Origin of the sequence: Leifsonia shinshuensis (assembly GCF_031456835.1) — a bacterium.
Lineage (GTDB): Bacteria > Actinomycetota > Actinomycetes > Actinomycetales > Microbacteriaceae > Leifsonia > Leifsonia shinshuensis_C.
Window position 1 is genome coordinate 3,770,713 of the sequence record NZ_JAVDVK010000001.1, and the last position, 17,416, is coordinate 3,788,128.

The window sequence follows — 17,416 nt, forward strand, 5'->3', positions numbered from 1 at the left end:
GCGCTCAGCCGAGCGGGATAGCGTTATTCCCATGCAGTTCTATGGAACATCGCCGCGCCACGACCTCACCTACTCCGACGTGTTCCTCGTGCCGTCGCGCTCCGACGTCACGAGCCGTCTCGACGTGTCCCTCGCCCCCAACGACGGCACCGGTGCGACCATCCCGATCGTCTCCGCGAACATGAACTCGGTGACCGGCAAGCGGCTCGCCGCCACGCTCGCGCGCCGCGGCGGTCTCGGAGTGCTGCCGCAGGACATGCACCTTCAGGACCTCGACGAGGCGATCCGCTGGGTGAAGGCCCAGCCGGTCGCGTTCGACACCCCGTACGACGCCCGCCCGGAGGAGTCCGTGGCCGACGTGCTGCGCCGCATCCCGCCGGTGGAGGGCCACGGCATCGTGGTGAGCGACGCGGCGGGCGCGTACCTCGGCTGCCTCGCGGCCGTGCAGCTCGGCTCGGCCCTGCCGGACGCCCGCATCGGAGACCTGCTGCACGGGGCGCTCACCTCCCTCGACGCGGAGGACCTCACCGACGGCCGGGCTGCCTTCCGGGTGATGGATGCGGCGGGGCTCGAGTTCGCCCCGGTGCTCGACCACGGCCGCGTGGTCGGGACGCTGTCGAAGCGCAGCGCGCTGCGCTCCACCATCTACACGCCCGCCCTCGACTCCCATGGCCGCCTGCGCGTCGCCGCCGCGGTCGGCATCAACGGCGATGTCGCGGGCAAGGCGAAGGCGCTCGCGGCCGCAGGCGTCGACGTGCTCGTCATCGACACGGCGCACGGCGACCAGGACGGCATGATCCGCGCCATCCGCATCGTCAAGGAGCTCGGCCTCGGCCTGCCGATCGTCGCGGGGAACGTCGTGACCGAGCAGGCGGTGCGCGACCTCGTCGCGGCGGGCGCGGACATCCTCAAGGTCGGTGTCGGTCCCGGCGCCATGTGCACCACGCGCATGATGACCGCGGTCGGGCGTCCGCAGTTCTCCGCGGTGCTCGAGACCAGCGCCGCGGCACGCGAGCTCGGCGCCCACGTCTGGGCCGACGGCGGGGTGCGCTACCCGCGCGACGTCGCGCTGGCGCTCGCCGCGGGCGGCGCCTCCGTGATGATCGGGTCCTGGTTCGCCGGCACGATCGAGGCCCCCGGGCAGCTCGACCGGGATGCGAAGGGCGCGCTGTACAAGGAGAGCTGGGGCATGGCCTCCACCAAGGCGGTCAAGGGCCGGTTCGAGCGGCTCGACGCCTACGAGCTCGCCCGCAAGGAGCTCTTCGCGGAGGGCATCTCCAGCTCCCGCATCTACCTGGACCCGCTGCGTCCGTCGGTCGAGGACCTGCTCGACATGATCACCACGGGCGTCCGCAGCTCCTTCACCTACGCGGGCGCACGGTCGCTGGCCGAGTTCCACGAGCGCGCGCTCGTCGGCATCCAGTCGGCGGCCGGCTACGAGGAGGGCAAGGCGCTCCCCGTCAGCTGGTAGCCCCGGCCGCCCCGTCCCCATGCGCGCGACGGCGGCGCCGCGGAACGAGTGCGGTGCGTCGAGCACGCGCATACGTTCCGTGGCGCCGCAGTCGCGGACAGACGCTCAGCGCCGGCGCACCAGCAGCGTGACCGCGCCGCCGACGATCGCGAGCACCGCGACTCCGAGGAACAGCAGCAGGAATCCGCCGGCCGCCGCGTCGGTCGCGCCGCTTCCCGCCTCCAGCATCGAGGAGGTGCGGGCGGAGGCGATCCCGCCGAGGACCGCGAGTCCGAGCGCGCCGCCGATCTGCTGCGCGGTGTTGACCAGGCCGCTGGCGAGACCCGACTCCGACTCCGGCACGCCGCGGACGGCGAGCTGGGTGACGGTGACGAAGGAGGCGCCCAGTCCGAGACCGATCACGATGCTCGGCAGGATGAACCCGGCGACGAACCCGGTGCCGCCCGCCAGGGCGAACCAGACGACTCCGGCGGCGAGCACGACGAGCGCACCGGCCAGCGTCGGGCGCAGCCCGGCCCGGGCGACGACGGCGGGGACCACGCCGGCGATGGCGACGAGGGCGACGGCGAGCGGCAGCTGGCTGAGTCCGGCCGCCAGCGCATCCAGGTGCAGCACCTCCTGCAGGTAGACCGAGAGCGCGAAGAACAGCGCGACCGTGGCGCCACCGACCAGCAGCATCACGATGTCCCCGGCGAGGGCGTCGCGGTTGCGGAAGAACGAGAACGGCAGCAGGGCGTGCTCGGTGCGGCGCTCGATCAGCACGAACGCGGTGAGCAGGACCACCGCGGCGGCCGCGAGGCCCAGCACGATCGGGTTCGTCCAGCCGAGCGTGCCGCCCTCGCTGAGCGCTGCGACGGCCGCCGCGAGTCCGAGCGTGGCGGTCGCGGCACCGGCCGCATCCATCCGCTCCGCGCTGCCCGCCCAGTCGCGGTTGATCAGGAACGGGATGACGACGAGCACGAGGACGCCGACCGGAACGTTCACGAAGAAGACCGCGGACCAGCCGAAGGCGGCGGTGAGCACGCCGCCGAGCAGGACGCCCGCGGCGCTCCCCATCCCGGCCACGGCACCCCACAGGCCCAGCGCCTTGCCGCGCGCCTCGGCGTCAGGGAAGAGCTGCGTGAGGAGCGCGAGCGACGCCGGCGCAAGCAGCGCGGCGAACGCGCCCTGCACGGCCCGTGCGCCGAGCAGCATGGTGCCGTTCACCGCGAGACCGGCGGCGAGCGAGGCCAGCGCGAAGCCCGCCACGCCGACGAGGAACACCCGGCGGTGCCCGAACCGGTCGGCGAGTCGGCCGCCGAGCAGGAGCAGGCCGCCGAAGGGGAGGACGTATGCGGTCACCACCCAGGCGAGCGCGGCGGTGTCGAGCCCCAGGGCGGTGCCGACGGTCGGCAGGGCGATGTTCACGATGGAGGCGTCGAGCACCACCAGGAACTGGGCGAGGGCGAGGACGCTGAGCGCCCACCAGCGGTGGCTGCTGCGGGAGGTGGCGGCGCGCGGAGTCGCGACCACGGGAGCGGTGTGTGTCGTCATTGTTCTGCCTTTCGTGTGAGTGATTGATCAATCACTTTCGGATGCCGGAAAAAGCCGGCTGAATGGATGGTGCGGTCAGGGGTGCCGGATGCCGTTCGTGAGCGTGCGCGCCCACTCCTCGGGGATCTCCTCGAGGCCCGCGGTGACCACGAGGTGGCACAGCTGCCCGTAGGCGATGAAGCGCTGCACGGCGTCGGGGTCGGCGCCCGAGCGGATGCCGGCGAAGCGGGTGATGCGCGCCAGGCCCCGGCGCAGGGCCTCCCGGATCTCCGGGGTGTCGGAGGCCGACTGCGCGTGCACCTGGAGCATGAGCAGCGAGCGGTCGGAGATGAGCTCGGCGTACGCGTCGCCCATCCGGTCGAGGATCGCCGTGGGGGTCTCCCCGTCGGCGGCCCGCGCGCCGTCCTCCAACGCCTGCTCGATGCGCTCGAAGCACCGCTCGAGCGCCGCCACGAACAGGCCCTCCTTGCTCGGGAAGAGCTTGAAGACGTACGCGGGCGAGATGTCGGCGGCGCTGGCGACCGCTGCGATCGGGGTGCCGAGGTAGCCGCCGACCGCGAAGGTCGCGATCGCGCTGTCGAGCACCGCCTCGCGGCGGTCGTCTGCGGTGGAGAGGGTTCGTGCCATGTGAGTGACTGTACACTCACTCTTCTCGACGTGTCAACGATCGCGACGAATTCCGTCCGGGGTCAGGTCCGCCGGGTCGCGTCCTGCACTTCGCCGACCAGCTCCTCGATGATGTCCTCGAGGAACAGCACGCCGGCGGTCGCGCCCTCGCCGTCGACAACGCGGGCCAGGTGGCTGCCGGACCGGCGCATGGTGGCCAGCGCGTCCTCCAGGTCGCTGCCGGAGAACACGGTCACCAGGCGGCGGATGCGCTTCGCGGGCACGGGGAGCTCGAAGCCGGTCTCCTCCAGGTCGAGCACGTCCTTGAGGTGGAGGTAGCCGGTCGGTTCGCCGTCGGCGTCCGGGACGACGTACCGCGAGAAGCCGTGCTTCGCGACGGCCTTCTCCACGTCCTTCGGCGTGGGGGAGGACGGGAGGGTGACCAGCGCGTCGAGCGCGACGGCGACATCCCGAACCTTCTTCTCGGTGAACTCGAACGCCGCGGTCAGTGCTCCCGTGCGGTCGGTGAGCACACCCTCCCTCGTCGACTGCGACACGATCGTCGCCACCTCGTCGAGGGTGAACGTGCTCGCGGCCTCGTCCTTCGGTTCGACGCGGAACAGCCGCAGCACGGCGTTCGCGCTGGCGTTCAGGGCCACGATGATCGGCCGCACGGCACGTCCGATGCCGACGAGCGGCGGCGCCAGCAGGAGCGCGGCCTTGTCGGGCATCGAGAACGAGATGTTCTTCGGCACCATCTCGCCGAAGACCACGTGCAGGAACGAGACGACCACCAGCGCCACGATGAACGCGATGGTGCCGATGACCTCCTCCGACCAGCCGGTCGCGTGCAGCGGCACCTCCAGCAGGTGGTGGATGGCGGGCTCCGAGACGTTCAGGATCAGCAGCGAGCACACCGTGATGCCGAGCTGCGTGGTCGCCAGCATCAGGGTCGCGTGCTCCATGGCGAACAGCGCCGTCTTGGCGCTCCGCTTGCCCCGCTCCGCGAGCGGCTCGATCTGCGAGCGGCGGGCGGAGATGACGGCGAACTCCGCGCCGACGAAGAAGGCGTTGACGGCGAGCAGCACGACGAGCCACGCGATCCCGGCCCAGTCACTCATGGGCGGCCCCCTCGCCGTTCGCGCTCTTCCCGTTTCCGTTCTCGCCGACGGGCACCGGATCCGGCGTGTACCGGATGCGGTCGACGCGCCGGCCGTCGAGACGCTCGACGCGCAGGGTCCCTCCGTCGATGACGACCTCGTCGCCCACCTTCGGCAGGCGCCCCAGCTCGTTCATGACGAACCCGGCGACGGTCTCGTACGGGCCCTCCTCCGGCACGGTGACGCCGGCGCGCTCCTCCAGCTCGTCGGGGCGCAGGATTCCGGGGAACGTGATCGAGTCGCGGCCGCGGATGACGCCGGCGCGCGTGCGGTCGTGCTCGTCCGCGACCTCGCCCACGATCTCCTCGACCAGGTCTTCGAGAGTCGCGATGCCGGACGTGCCGCCGTACTCGTCGACGACGATCGCCAGCTGGTAGCCGCGCCCGCGCAGCTCGCCGAGCAGGGTGTCCAGGTTCATCGTCTCGGGGACGCGCAGCGGGTCGGTCATCAGCGCGGACGCCGGAACGCGGCCGCGGCGCTGCCGGGGCACGGCGACCGCCTGCTTGACGTGCACCACGCCGAGCACGTCGTCGATGTCGTCGCCGATCACCGGGAAGCGGGAGTACCCGGTGCGCCGGGCCAGCTCGGCGACGGCCTGGGCGGACTCCGTGCGCTGCACCGCCTCGATCCGCGGCCGGGGCGTCATGACGTCCGAGGCGTTGCGCGACGAGAACGCCAGCGTGCGGCTGAGCAGCGTCGCCGTGTCCTCCTCCAGCACGCCGGCGCTCGCCGAGCGGCGGACCAGGGACGACAGCTCATCGGCCGTGCGCGCTCCCGACAGCTCCTCCTTCGGCTCGATGCCGAGCAGACGGAGGAACCCGTTGGCGGTGCCGTTCAGCAGCGCCACGAACGGCCGGAACACGGTGGTGAACACGGTCTGGAACGGGATCACCAGCTTGGCCGTCGCCAGCGGCAGCGCGAGCGCGAAGTTCTTGGGGACCAGCTCGCCGAGGATCATCGACAGCAGGGTCGCCACGGCGATGGCGACGATCGTCGCGATCGGGGTGACCGCCCCCTCCGGGAGCCCGGTCGCGGTCAGCGGCCCGCGCAGGAGCGAGCTGATGGCCGGCTCCATCGTGTAACCGGTGAGCAGCGTGGTCAGCGTGATGCCGAGCTGGGCGCTCGACAGGTGGGTCGACGTGATCTTCAGCGCCGCGATCGTCATGGTGAGCCGCGACTCGCCGCGCTCCCGCCGGGCCTCCAGGTCGCCGCGGTCGAGATTGACGAGGGCGAACTCGCTGGCGACGAACAGGCCGGTGCCGATCGTGAGCAGCAGGCCGACGCCCAGCATGATCCACTCAGAGAGCACGGCGTTCACCTCGCACGCTCCGTCGCGGGCGCGCCGGGAGGAATGGGCTACAAGAGGGAGGGTCGTCCATGTGACGGCCAGTATATCGAGGCGGGATGCGGTGCCTGCGGGACTTCTCAGGCGGATTCCCAGCCGTGAGGGCGACGGGTAGACCCGCGATTCCAGGAGCAGAGCGAGCCCCCGACGCGCGTAGCATGCCGCGCGGATGAAGGAGGAATTCTCATGTTGGAGACGTGTGTCACGTACTCCGTCCTTCCTGCCTCCGACCTGCGGCGGGCCACTGCGTGGTACCGCGACAAGCTGGAGCTCGAACCGGAGCAGACGAACGAAGGCGGCGTGCTGTACGGCACAGGGTCGGACGCCAAGATCTACGTGTACGAGACGGCCAACGCCGGCACCGCGAAGAACACCTCGATGTGCTGGCTGGTCGACGACATCGAGGCGACGATGGCGCACCTGCGCGAGCGGGGGGTCGAGTTCGCGGACTACGACTTCCCCGGGCTCACGACGGTGAACGGCATCGCCACCGACGAGATGGGGCGGTCGGCCTGGTTCCAGGACAGCGAGGGCAACTATCTCTGCCTGACGCAGCCGACCTGACCTCGGCGGCGCAGTTCAGCGGCGCCAGCGCGCCCGCAGGTACTGCGGCGGCCAGTACCCGATCTCGACGCCCAGCTCGTGGGCGGCGCGGAGGGGGAAGTGCGGGTCGCGCAGCAGCTCGCGGGCGAGCATGACGGCGTCCGCCTGACCGCTCTCGACGATCTCGGCGGCCTGCTGGGGCGTCGTGATGAGCCCGACCGCGCTCACGTCCACGTCGGAAGTGCTCCGCACGTGGTGCGCGAACGGAACCTGGTAGCCGGGCTCGAGCGGGATGCGGATGCCCGCCTGGATGCCGCCGCTGGAGATGTCGAAGAAGTCGGCTCCGGCATCCTGGGCCCAGGTGGCCACGGTCGCCGTCTGGTGCTCGTCCCAGCCGCCCTCGGTCCAGTCGCTGGCGGAGAAGCGGACGAACAGCGGAGCGTCGGGCGCCTCCTCGCGCACCGCCGCGATCACGCGGAGCAGCAGGCGCGCCCGGTTCTCCAGCGACCCGCCGTACTCGTCCGTGCGCCGATTGGAGATCGGGGACAGGAACTCGTGCAGCAGGTAGCCGTGCGCGGCGTGCAGCTCGAGCACACGGAAGCCGGCCTCGATCGACCGCCGTGTCGCGGAGCGGAAGTCGTCGACGACCTTGTCGATACCGGCCAGGTCGAGCTCCTGCGGGACGTCGTAGCCCTCGAAGGCGACGGCCGACGGGGCGACGGTGCGACAGCCTCCCTCGCTCTCGGGCACCGTGCCGGTGCGGCCCTCGAAGCCCCAGGCGGCCCAGGTCGATGCCTTGCGGCCGGCATGGGCGAGCTGGATGCCGGGGACGGCGCCCTGCTCCTCGATGAAGGCGACGATCGGCGACCACGCGTCGCGCTGCTCATCCGTCCAGATCCCCGTGTCCTGCGGGCTGATGCGGCCCTCCGGGCTGACCGCGGTCGCCTCGCTGAAGACGATGCCGCTCCCGCCCGTGGCCAGGGAACCCAGGTGGACCAGGTGCCACGTGTTCGGGACGCCGGACTGGTCCAGCACCGAGTACTGGCACATCGGCGAGGCCCAGATGCGGTTGCGCGCGGTCACGCCGCGCAGGGTCAGGGGATCGAAAAGAGAGGGCATGTCGTTATCTAAGACCCGAGGGCGTCGAGATATGCCCGGAGGTCCCGAGGAGTCGTGAAGACGTGCCCTGCGATGCCGAGCGCTTCCGCCCCGCGCACGTTGGCCTCCTTGTTGTCGATGAAGACCGTCCGGTCGGGCGTCACGCCGAGTTCCGCCATCACGTGCTCGAAGATGTCGGCGCTCGGCTTGATCGTGCCGAGCTCCCCGCTCACGAAGACCTTCTCGAAGAGGTCGCCGAGCGTCCCGTGCCGGAAGTAGGAGCCGAAATCGCGTCCCGCGTTCGAGAGCAGCGCCATCCGGGTGCCGCCTGCCTTGAGGTCGAGCAGCACGTCGAGCGTGTCGTGGTCGATGGTGAGCCAGCTGCGGAAGTCGGCCAGCCACAGCCGGTGGATGGTCGCGTCGCCCCAGCTCTCGCCGAGCTCCCGCTCGATGCCGCGCCAGTACGACTGGATGCTGAGGGTGCCCTGGTCGAGTGCATCCCGGTGCCGCCAGTACGCGGGCCAGAACACCTCGGCCTCTCCGCCGGCGAGTTCGGCCAGCGCGGCGCGGTCCTCCTGCGTGGGGGTCGTCGAGATGACCTCTCCGTAGTCGAACACGACCACCTTGCCGGGGATGCTGATCGCCATGCCCCCAACCTATCGCGGGGTCCTATCGTGAGGTCGGATGGGGTTCGATGGTGGCGGGCGCGCGTGCGCTCGGCGGCGACGAGGAGCGGAGGCGGCCGGTGACCGGATGGCGGAGCTGGGACGAGGGGGACGCGGCGGCCTGGATCGCCGTCCCGCAGGAGTCGAGCGACAAGTACTCGCGCGGCGTGCTCGGGGTGGTGACCGGTTCGGACCGCTACCCGGGCGCGGCCGTGCTCGGCGTCGAGGGGGCGTCGCGCACCGGGGTCGGCATGATCCGGTACCTGGGGGCCGACCGGCCCTCCGACCTCGTGATGCGGCGGCGGCCCGAGATCGTGACGGCGCCGGGACGAGTGCAGGGCTGGCTGATCGGCTCCGGCATGGATGCGTCCTCACGGCCCGACGACGACGCCCAGCGCCTGCGCGCGGCCCTGCGCGACGGCACGCCGCTGGTGATCGACGCCGGCGCGCTCGACCTGGTCGGCCGGGCGTCCGCCCCGGTCATCGTCACGCCGCACTTCCGCGAGCTGGCGACGGTGCTCGCGTCCGGCGCCGATGACGACTCGGACGCGGTGACGGCCGACGACATCGCCGCCGACCCCGGCGACTGGGCGATGCGCGCCGCGGACAGCCTGGGCGTGACCGTGCTGCTGAAGGGCCACACCACCTACGTGGCGGCCCCGGGCGGACCGCGCTACACGGTGACGGCCGGACCGGCGTGGCTGGCGACCGCCGGCAGCGGCGACGTCCTCGGAGGGGTGCTGGGCGCCCTCGTCGCGACGCACGCGCGCGAGATCGACGAGGACGGGCACGCGGCGCTCGCCGCCCTCGGCGCCACCGCCGCCTGGGTGCACGGCCGGGCGGGGGAGCGGGCGGCGGACGGCGGCCCGATCGTGGCGCTCGACATCGTGGGAGCGCTGCCCGGGGTGGTGCGGGATCTGGTCCGCGCGCGGCGCTGACCGGTACCGTCTGACCGCCGGCCGTCCGCAGTTCAGGAGCCCGATCACGGCATCCCCTAGGATGTGGCGACATGGGGATGGAAGCGGCGCCGGTTCCCGCCCCGGCGACCCCGCGCGCGGAACCCGGAGCCCTCCGCCGCGCCGCCTACAGCCCGCTCTCGCTGTGGATCGCCTTCCTCGCCGTCCACCTGATCGTCGCCGGGCTCGCGCTCGACCAGGGCAAGGGCCTCGGGGACGTGTTCCTCGTCTACAAGCCCTGGGCTCAGCTGGCGGCGCAGGGCACCCAGATCGTCGGTGTCAACTCGGACTGGGTGTACCCGTTCGGCGCCATCGTGCCGATCATGCTCCCGCTCCTGTTCGGCAGCGACGGGTACGTGTGGGGCTGGCTGAACCTGGTCACGCTGCTCAACGCGGCCGCCTTCGCTGTGCTGATCGTGGGGCGCGAGCCGCGCCGCATGATCGCCGCGTGGTGGTGGCTCGCGTTCCTGCTGCTGCTCGGCCCGATCGCGGTGGGACGACTGGACGCGGTCTCCGCCTCCCTCGCGATCGTCGGGCTCCTCTGGCTGACCCTGCACGAGCGGGCGGCGGTGGTGGTGCTGACCGCGGCGACGTGGATCAAGGTGTGGCCTGCCGCCATCCTGCTCGCCGCCGTCGTCGCCCTGCGCTCGCGCTGGCACATCGTGCTCGTCGCGGTGGTCACCTCCGCGGTGATCGCCGCGGTGCCGCTGATCTTCGGCGCCGGATGGCACCTCCTGAGCTTCATCACCATGCAGACCGACCGCGGACTGCAGATCGAGGCACCGGTCAGCACCATCTGGATGTGGCAGGCCGCGTTCCACGTGCCGGGCGCCGAGGTCTACTACGACCGTCAGCTGCTCACCTTCCAGGTGAGCGGACAGGGGACAGCGGCTGCGGGTTCGCTCATGAACCCGCTGTTCGCCCTGACCGCGATCGTGGTCACACTGATCGGAGTGCGCGCGGTGCGGCGGGGAACGCCGTACACGCGCATCCTGCCCGAGCTGTCGCTCGCGCTGGTGACCGCATTCATCGCGTTCAACAAGGTCGGGTCGCCGCAGTACGTGGTGTGGCTCGCGGCGCCGGTCGTGATCGGGCTCGCGTACCAGGGCAGGGGGTTCCGCATCCCCGCGATCCTGGTGCTCGTCACGGCGGGGCTCACGCAGGTGTTCTACCCGTTCCTGTACGACTGGCTTCTCGTGCCCGACCCTGCGATGGTCGCGGTGCTGACGGTGCGCAACCTGATGTACTTCGTGATCCTCGGCTGGACCGTCGCCGCCCTCTGGCGGAAACGGCACCGCCAGGAGGCGGCCGGCGACCTGGTGCCGGCGCATGCGTGGCCGTTCCACTCGGCGCCCGGGGCGCACGCGGAACCGGTCGGGGGCGACCCGCGCTGACGTGACCCGCGCTGGCGCGACCTGCGTCGAGGCGACCCGCGCCGAGGCGCGGACGGAAGAAGGAGGAAGAAATGCTGGTGGCATTCTCAGTAGCTCCGAGCGGGGGCGAAGGCGCGGACGCGTCGGTGCACGACGCGGTCGCCGCGGCGGTGCGCGTGGTGCGCGAGTCGGGCCTCCCGAATCGCACGGACGCGATGTTCACGACCATCGAGGGCGAGTGGGATGAGGTCTTCGACGTCGTCCGCCGGGCGACCGAGGCGGTGGGGCGCTACGGGACGCGGGTGTCGCTGGTTCTGAAGGCGGACATCCGCCCCGGGTACTCGGGTGAGCTCGACGGCAAGGTGCAGCGCCTGGAGGCTGCGCTGGAGTCGGGCGACTGACGTGGACGTCTACACGCTGGTCAGCCTCTTCTTCGGACTCCTCGTCGCGTTCGGGCCGTTCCTGGCGATCGTGGCGGTGCTCGTCGGAGGGCTGCTGGTCGGCTGCGTGATCGTGGCGATCGTCGGAGCCGTGCGAACCCGCGTCGCACCCCCCGAGGAGACGCGCGACGTCGACGTGGCCGAGTTCTTCGAGGAGCAGACCGCGGCGGCGGCCGCCGCGGCGGCGGCGCCGGCCGCGCCTGGCGGCGAGCCACGCGCCTAGGCGCGCCCCGCCGGCGTCTGTCGCGGGACATTCGTGCCGAATGTCGCCTCCGCGCCGGGGTTTCGCGACATTCGGCACGAATGTCGGCCCGGGAGCGCGCGCGATTTGTGCCAAATCGCGGTTATGGGGGCGCTATAACCGCGATTTGGCACAAATCGTGGGGCGGGGTGGGCGGGTCGAAACGATTCGATATAGGGTAGGCGGGTGACCCCGCTTATCGACGGGCCGACGCAGATGTCGTCGGCCCGTATTCGTCTTGCGCTGCTGGCGCTCGCCCTCGGTGGCTTCGGCATCGGATCCACCGAGTTCGTGGCGATGGGCCTGCTGCCCAACATCGCCCACGACCTGCTGCCGCAGCTGTACGCCGCGTCCCCGAGCGACGCCAACGCGCAGGCGGGGTGGATCATCTCGGCGTACGCCCTCGGGGTCGTGGTCGGCGCACCGACGATCGCCGCGTTCGCCGCGCGGTGGCCGCGCAAGAAGCTGCTGCTGTGGCTGCTCGTCGCGTTCACGCTCGGGACGGTCGCCTCGGCGGTGGCCCCCACGTTCCAGCTCGTGATGCTGGCGCGCTTCGTCTCGGCGCTGCCGCACGGCGCCTACTTCGGCATCGCGTCCCTGGTCGCCGCGTCGCTGATGGGCCCGGGCAAGCGCGGCCGCGGCGTGGCGTTCGTGCTGTCGGGGCTCACCATCGCGAACGTCATCGGCGTGCCGACCATCACCTGGATCGGCCAGCACAGCGGCTGGCGCATCGCCTACCTGGTGGTCGCCGCGCTGTTCGCCCTCACGTTCGTGGCGGTCGCGTTCCTGGTGCCGTGGCAGGCGGGCGACGCCCGCGCGACCGTCCGGAACGAGCTGAAGGCGTTCACGCGGCTGCAGGTCTGGCTGGCACTGCTGATCGGCGCCGTCGGGTTCGGCGGCTTCTTCGCCGTCTACACGTACATCGCGCCGATCGTGACCACGATCACCGGGATGCCGGAGGCGACCGTCCCGCTCGTCCTCGTCCTCGCGGGGCTGGGCATGACGGTCGGCAACATCATCGGCGGACGCGCGGCCGACCACAGCGTCCCGCGCAGCATGCTGCTGTTCTTCGCCATCCTGCTCGTCGGGCTGGCCGCGCTCTGGCTCACCGCATCCACCGTCGCCGGTCTGCTCATCTCGGTGTTCGTGGTGTCGGGCGCGTGCTCGGCGCTGTCGCCGACCATCCAGACCCGGCTGATGGATGTGGCGCGCGACAGCCAGTCGATCGCCGCGGCGCTCAACCACTCGGCGCTCAACATCGCGAACGCCGCCGGGGCGTTCTTCGGCGGTCTGACGATCGCCGCCGGGCTGGGCTACCTGTCGCCGGTCGTGGTGGGCGGGCTGCTCGCCATCGGCGGCATCCTGCTGGCGCTGATCTCGTTCGGAATCGACCGGTCGCGCATCCGCCGCGGGGTGGTCACCGGGTCGGTCGCGGCCCAGCGGCCGCTTCCGGAGCCGGTCTCCGCGCCCGTCGACTGACGCGTCGGTCGACTGACGGCGCGAAACCCGCAGCCTCAGTCGTTCTGCAGCAGGATGCCGTCCTGGATGGCGCGCTTCCGCAGGGCGACCTTGGTTCCGACGTCGTAGCCGGCCACCCGGTACTTCTCGCGGATGCGCTTGAGGTAGCTCTTCGCCGTCTCGTCCGAGATGCCCAGCTGGAAGGCGACGGCCTTGACCGGCTCGCCGGCGCCGTAGAGGGCCATCACGCGGCGCTCCTGGGCGCTGAGCTTCGGCGCGCCGCCGGCCTCGCCGGCGTTCAGCGCCAGGTCGAGCTCCGCCGAGATGAACGACTCGCCCTTGCGGGCGGCGCGGATCGCCTCGACGATCATCTCCGCATCCTCGCTCTTCACGAGGTAGCCCATCGCGCCCGCGGCCAGCGCCTCGCGGACGACCGCAGGCTCCGAGTACGTGCTCATGAGCACGGTCGCGACGCCGGTCGTCTTCAGCGTGGAGAGCTTCAGCGAGATCGGGATGTTGTCCTTCAGGTCGAGGTCGAGCAGCACGACGTCGACCGGGAACTCGGGGTGCGTCAGCAGCTCCGGCCAGCTCGCCACGGCGGCGACCATGCGGATGTCGTCCGCAGCGCTGCGGATCCATTCGGTCAGCGCGCCGAGCAGCATCTTGTGGTCGTCGACGATCGCGATCCGAATCGGCGGTTCCTCGCCCATGCTGTGCCTCTTTCTATCCGTTCGGCTGGTTCAGCCCAGCTCGGCAGAAGTGTCCCTCACCGTGGTGATCTCGATCCGCAGGGCCGATCCTGAGAACGACTCGACGTAGCGTCCCACCTTACGGATAGCTTGCCATGCCGCAGGGTCTACCCCGTTTCGCGGCACACCGCTGGTCTCGATCGCGATCGTCATGGTCGCGCCGGGGTTCGCGGTGCGCGGGTACGTTCCGATCGGTCGGGAGAGGTCGAGCGTGAGGGTCCGCGGTTGTCCGGCGCCCGTGCGGACCGGGTCGCTGATCAGCAGCCAGACGGCGGTGAGGAGGCCGTCGCGCTGGTCGCGGTTGAGCCCGGCGGCCAGACCGTCGGGGTCGGTCAGGGTGACCGACGGGCCCAGCAGGGCCGACTCGGTGACCGCGTGGTAGAGCCACGTCTCCTTGCGGCCCTGGATGAGGTGGAGGCGCAGCTCGGTCGCGATGCTGGCCGCCGCGTCCGCCGTGTCCTCGTCGAGGGGCAGCGCGGTGCGACCCGTCGCGACGCCGTCGAGCAGGCGCTCGGCCGCCAGGTCGAGCCGCGCAAGCTCCTCGGAGGCGAGCATCCCGATGGCGTAGCCGGGCGAGACGACCGTGCTCTGCACCTGCACCAGGTCGAGCTCGAGCTGCACCAGGGTGCGCAACGAGCGGACGATCTGGACGCCGACGAGCGGGGGAGCGACCGCGACCGCGATCGTCGCGAAGCCCGGCCCGAGCAGCTGGAGGTCAGGGAGGGCCCGCCAGATCACCACGACGGACAGGACCGTGCCGAGCGCCGCCGTCGCGATCACGATGTCGCGCGCGGGACGCACGGGCACGCAGAGCAGCAGCGCAGGGCCGACGGCCGCCGCCGCGGTGAGCGGGACGATCGCTCCGCCGACCGGCCAGGTGCCGGCGATGTCGAGCACGACCGCCGCTGCCCACACCCCGAGGGCGCCGAGGAACAGCCAGAGCGGCAGCTCGTCGGGCAGCCGGAAGCGGAGCACCAGCGCCGCGATGAGCGTGATCGCGACGAGCACCCAGGCGGCGATCGTGAGACCCAGGAACGGATACTCCGGCACGTTGAGCCCGAACAGGATGAGCAGGAACGCGATCAGGGAGACCGTCGCGACGTTGAAGCCGAGGTCGAGCCGTGCGCGGCCGAGCGCGTCCCGCTCGTCACCGGCGGCGCCGCGTGCCATCGGGCTGCGGGGCACCGTCCGTTCGTCCACGCGCGTCATTTCGGCACCTCCAGCACCACGGTCGTCCCGCTGCCGGGCGAGGAGAACAGGCGGGCGTTGCCGCCGACGTCGCGCAGCCGGGCGACAATCGACTCGGTGAAGCCGAGCCTCCCGGTGTCGATCGTCTCGACGTCGAAGCCCTTGCCCGCGTCGGTGACCATGGCCCGGACGTTCGTCTCGTCGTCCGTGATCGTCACGTGGGCCTCGTTGACGCCGGAGTGCCGGCGGACGTTCTCCAGGCACTCGCCAAGAGCGAGCAGGAACGCATCGAGCACGTCGGACGGCAGCAGCACCTGCCCGGCGCCGTGCCAGTTGACCTCGAGCCCCATGCGGCGGAAGCGCTGCTTGACCGACTCCAGCGTCTTGCCGAGAGTGGACTCCTCCACAGGCTTGAGCTTGTAGTCGCCCGAGCGGGCGGGGTCGGGAGTGAAGCCGAGGCGCAGCTGACGCAGCAGGGCCGCATCCTCGGCCGCCTGCTCCCGCAGAGCCCCGTGGCTGACGCCGACGCCGGAGTGCGCGAGCAGTGTGAGGGTCGCCAGCACGGTGTCGTGCAGCAGGCGGGCGCTCTGCCGGCGGCGCGCCTCCGTCTCGCTCGCCTGGCGCTCGACGCGGTACGCGCGGCTCATGGTGGAGATGCGCTTCAGGGTGCGGGGGACGGTGCGCGACAGCCAGACGCCGGTCGCGGTCAGCGCCACCCAGCCGGTGACGGTGAAGACGAGCGGCTCCGCGAGCCGCGAGTGCGTCATCCCGAGCGTCACGCCGAGAGCCGCCAGCGTCGCCGCCGCGGCGATCACGAGCAGCAGCACGCGGGTGCGGGAGGTGACGGCCAGCACGGCGACGCAGGCGACGGAGGCGGCGCCGATCACCCCGACCGCGCTGATGGCGGAGGGTCCCAGGGCGGACCCGGGGAGCATGTGGAGCAGGATGAGCGCGACGCCCGCGACCACGATGACCCACATCCACAGGGTCAGCCGCAGCAGTCCGGCGAGCTGCCACTGCGCGTAGCCCAGGCAGACCACCAGCACGAGGGATGCCAGGTACAGCGGGAGCGGCAGCGAACCGGGCACACTCAGGCAGAGCAGCGCGGTGACCGTCGCGGTGAGGCCGACGGTGCGCGCCGTGGAGGCGAGGAGACGATCACGCTCCTTCTGGATGCGCGACATGCCCCTCCATCCTCCGTCAGCCCGCGAGGAGCCGTCGCAGCTGCTCGCTGACGGCGTCGTCCTCGATCAGGAACCCGTCGTGGCCGAAGTCCGAGCGGATCACCACTGGAACTCTACCGTCCAGCGTGTGCGGTACATGGTAGGCGATGCGTTCCTGTCCCTCGACGGGGAACAGGCGGTCGCTGTCGATGCCGACCACGAGGGTGCGCGCGGTGACCCGCGAGAGGGCGGCGGCCAGGCCCCCGCGACCGCGGCCGACGTCGTGCGAGTTCATCGCCTCGACCAGCGTGATGTAGCTGTTGGCGTCGAAGCGCCGGGTGAACTTGTTGCCGTGGAAGTCGAGGTACGACTCGACGGCGAAGCGTCCGCCGCCGCCGAGCGGGCTGATCCCGCTCTGCCAGGCGCGCTGGAAGCGCTCGTTGAGCTCCGACGGGCTGCGGTAGTTGAGCAGCGCCATCCGCCGGGCGAGCGCGAGCCCGCGGTGCGGGCCGTCGCCGTCCTCGGCGTCGTAGTACTGGCCGCCGCGGAACAGCGGGTCCGTGCGCACCGCCTCCACCTGGACGGAGTTGAGCGCGATCTGGTCGGCGGTCGAGAACGGGGGAGCGGCGATCACGGCGAGGCGCTCGACCCGGTCCGGGAAGGTGACGGCCCACTCGAGGGCCTGCATCCCGCCCATGGAGCCGCCGACGACCGCCGCCCAGCGGTCGATGCCGATCGTGTCGGCGAACGCGGCCTGGGCGTTGACCTGGTCGCGGATGGTGGTGAACGGGAACCGCGGACCCCACTCCGCGCCGTCGGGGGCGAGGGAGGCCGGTCCGGTGGTGCCCTGGCAGCCGCCCAGCATGTTCGGGACGACGACGAACCAGCGGTCGGTGTCGATGGCCTTGCCCGGTCCGATGATGCCCTGCCACCAGCCGGCGGTGCGGTGCCCGGGACCGGCGGCGCCGACCGCGTGGGAGTCGCCGGTCAGGGCGTGCAGCACCAGGACGGCGTTGTCGCGCTCCGGGGACAGCTCGCCCCAGGTCTCGTACGCGATCCGGACGTAGGGGAGGCTCTCGCCGCTCTCGAAGGCGAAGGCGCCGATGCCGGCGAACTTCCGGTCTCCCGGTGCGTCCGACTCCTTCCAGGCGCCGCTCGCGGGCGGCTTGCCGAGCAGCGTCCTCGCCTGCGCCTCCGTGATGAAACTCGACGGCGCCGTGTCGGCGGATGTCTGCCACTCCATGCGTCCCATTCTCCCGTCTCGCGCGTTCCGCCCGCGCTCTGTTACGCCCCGCCGCCGCCCCGCCGCCGAGTACACGAAAAGTGGACGCTGAACCGGGGTTCAGCGTGCACATTTGCGTTTAAAATACGGGGGGGGGAAGGCGCGGGGGGCCACGGCGAAGGGGGGGGGGCGGGGCGGGCCCGCC

General features: G+C 71.6%; 17 protein-coding genes. 7 read left to right on the plus strand and 10 right to left on the minus strand.

Translation table 11 applies throughout. From position 1 onward, the window contains the following. Positions 1-31: 31 nt before the first annotated feature. On the plus strand, positions 32-1,471 hold the full coding sequence (guaB1, locus tag J2W45_RS18320) for a GMP reductase (RefSeq protein ID WP_310134793.1): 1,440 nt from the start codon (positions 32-34) through the stop codon (positions 1,469-1,471). 105 nt (positions 1,472-1,576) lie between these two features. Here the strand turns inward: guaB1 and J2W45_RS18325 are convergent, their stop codons facing one another. From J2W45_RS18325 to J2W45_RS18340, 4 genes are all read right to left on the minus strand, one after another. Then, positions 1,577-3,004, minus strand: a complete 1,428-nt coding sequence (locus tag J2W45_RS18325; protein ID WP_310134794.1) for a DHA2 family efflux MFS transporter permease subunit — start codon at positions 3,002-3,004, stop codon at positions 1,577-1,579. 75 nt (positions 3,005-3,079) lie between these two features. Beyond that, positions 3,080-3,631 (minus strand): TetR/AcrR family transcriptional regulator, encoded by a 552-nt coding sequence (locus J2W45_RS18330; protein WP_310134795.1) that lies wholly within the window; start codon positions 3,629-3,631, stop codon positions 3,080-3,082. 62 nt (positions 3,632-3,693) lie between these two features. Next, complete coding sequence (locus J2W45_RS18335; protein WP_310134797.1) at positions 3,694-4,731, minus strand: hemolysin family protein; 1,038 nt, start codon at positions 4,729-4,731, stop codon at positions 3,694-3,696. Further along, on the minus strand, positions 4,724-6,061 hold the full coding sequence (locus J2W45_RS18340; protein WP_310135093.1) for a hemolysin family protein: 1,338 nt from the start codon (positions 6,059-6,061) through the stop codon (positions 4,724-4,726). Before J2W45_RS18340 ends, J2W45_RS18335 begins: the two co-directional genes overlap by 8 nt. A 240-nt stretch (positions 6,062-6,301) precedes the next feature. Here J2W45_RS18340 and J2W45_RS18345 point away from each other — a divergent pair, with 240 nt between their 5' ends. Beyond that, positions 6,302-6,679, plus strand: a complete 378-nt coding sequence (locus J2W45_RS18345) for a VOC family protein (RefSeq protein WP_310134800.1) — start codon at positions 6,302-6,304, stop codon at positions 6,677-6,679. A gap of 15 nt (positions 6,680-6,694) precedes the next feature. Here J2W45_RS18345 and J2W45_RS18350 read toward each other — a convergent pair whose 3' ends face one another. Continuing rightward, on the minus strand, positions 6,695-7,777 hold the full coding sequence (locus tag J2W45_RS18350) for an NADH:flavin oxidoreductase/NADH oxidase (protein WP_310134802.1): 1,083 nt from the start codon (positions 7,775-7,777) through the stop codon (positions 6,695-6,697). 8 nt (positions 7,778-7,785) lie between these two features. Next, positions 7,786-8,403, minus strand: coding sequence for an HAD family hydrolase (locus J2W45_RS18355; RefSeq protein ID WP_310134805.1), 618 nt, complete (start codon positions 8,401-8,403; stop codon positions 7,786-7,788). A 47-nt stretch (positions 8,404-8,450) separates the two neighbouring features. Here J2W45_RS18355 and J2W45_RS18360 point away from each other — a divergent pair, with 47 nt between their 5' ends. The 5 genes from J2W45_RS18360 (at position 8,451) to J2W45_RS18380 (ending at position 12,910) form a co-directional block, all read left to right on the plus strand. Continuing rightward, a complete protein-coding gene (locus tag J2W45_RS18360) occupies positions 8,451-9,359 on the plus strand; it encodes an NAD(P)H-hydrate dehydratase (protein ID WP_396427101.1) in 909 nt (302 codons plus the stop codon). 71 nt (positions 9,360-9,430) lie between these two features. After that, positions 9,431-10,771, plus strand: a complete 1,341-nt coding sequence (locus tag J2W45_RS18365) for a hypothetical protein (protein ID WP_310134808.1) — start codon at positions 9,431-9,433, stop codon at positions 10,769-10,771. A 71-nt stretch (positions 10,772-10,842) separates the two neighbouring features. Next, a complete protein-coding gene (locus J2W45_RS18370) occupies positions 10,843-11,151 on the plus strand; it encodes a thiamine-binding protein (protein ID WP_310134811.1) in 309 nt (102 codons plus the stop codon). 1 nt (position 11,152) lies between these two features. Continuing rightward, complete coding sequence (locus J2W45_RS18375) at positions 11,153-11,413, plus strand: hypothetical protein (RefSeq protein WP_310134812.1); 261 nt, start codon at positions 11,153-11,155, stop codon at positions 11,411-11,413. A gap of 204 nt (positions 11,414-11,617) precedes the next feature. Continuing rightward, positions 11,618-12,910 carry an MFS transporter gene (locus J2W45_RS18380; protein ID WP_310134814.1) on the plus strand — a complete coding sequence of 431 codons (1,293 nt, stop codon included), beginning with the start codon at positions 11,618-11,620 and terminating at the stop codon, positions 12,908-12,910. A 35-nt stretch (positions 12,911-12,945) separates the two neighbouring features. Here J2W45_RS18380 and J2W45_RS18385 read toward each other — a convergent pair whose 3' ends face one another. The 4 genes from J2W45_RS18385 to metX are packed head-to-tail and all read right to left on the minus strand — an operon-like array spanning position 12,946 to position 17,232. Beyond that, positions 12,946-13,599, minus strand: coding sequence for a response regulator transcription factor (locus J2W45_RS18385; protein ID WP_310134815.1), 654 nt, complete (start codon positions 13,597-13,599; stop codon positions 12,946-12,948). A gap of 30 nt (positions 13,600-13,629) precedes the next feature. Continuing rightward, positions 13,630-14,847 carry a hypothetical protein gene (locus J2W45_RS18390; protein ID WP_310134817.1) on the minus strand — a complete coding sequence of 406 codons (1,218 nt, stop codon included), beginning with the start codon at positions 14,845-14,847 and terminating at the stop codon, positions 13,630-13,632. Further along, positions 14,844-16,010 carry a sensor histidine kinase gene (locus tag J2W45_RS18395; protein WP_310134819.1) on the minus strand — a complete coding sequence of 389 codons (1,167 nt, stop codon included), beginning with the start codon at positions 16,008-16,010 and terminating at the stop codon, positions 14,844-14,846. Before J2W45_RS18395 ends, J2W45_RS18390 begins: the two co-directional genes overlap by 4 nt. Before the next feature lie 16 nt (positions 16,011-16,026). Continuing rightward, positions 16,027-17,232, minus strand: a complete 1,206-nt coding sequence (gene metX, locus J2W45_RS18400; RefSeq protein ID WP_310134822.1) for a homoserine O-acetyltransferase MetX — start codon at positions 17,230-17,232, stop codon at positions 16,027-16,029. Positions 17,233-17,416 lie beyond the last annotated feature (184 nt).